Genomic DNA, 384 nt, shown 5'->3' with positions numbered 1-384 from the left:
ATGCTGTTTGTGGTCATGTTGGGGGGTAAGCACCCCCGGGCGAAAATCGAAGTGCATGATGTGGTGTTCGCCGTCGCCGACACCCTGGAAGCCGCCTACCCGCAACTGCGCGAGGGCTGGTTTGGCAGCCAGAAAGGTATGCATATCGACTCCTGGATGACGGTGGATGGCGTTGACGGCTGGAAAGTCCAGCTCAGCCACCTGGCGCCGAACGCCGGGGCGCCGCGCCTGTACTTCATCAACCTGGGCGGGTATGAATCGAACGTCTTTGGCGAGGCACACCACTACCTGCTGGTGGTTGCGCGCACGGCCAGGGAGGCGGCAGCCCAAGGCAAACAGCAGATGCTCACGCACTGGACGCAATCCCACACCGACGGCGTACTG

The 384-nt window shown here is 62.5% G+C and carries 1 protein-coding gene; it reads left to right on the top strand.

The window, feature by feature from the left end:
- The coding region (locus E4T71_RS09235; RefSeq protein WP_135039005.1) for a DUF1543 domain-containing protein at window positions 1-384 on the top strand (384 nt) is incomplete at both ends.

It is taken from the genome of Streptococcus sp. WM07, from assembly GCF_004570525.1.
GTDB lineage: Bacteria > Bacillota > Bacilli > Lactobacillales > Streptococcaceae > Streptococcus.
Note: the sequence above shows the minus strand (reverse complement) of the source record. Positions and strands in the feature narration are given on the sequence as shown.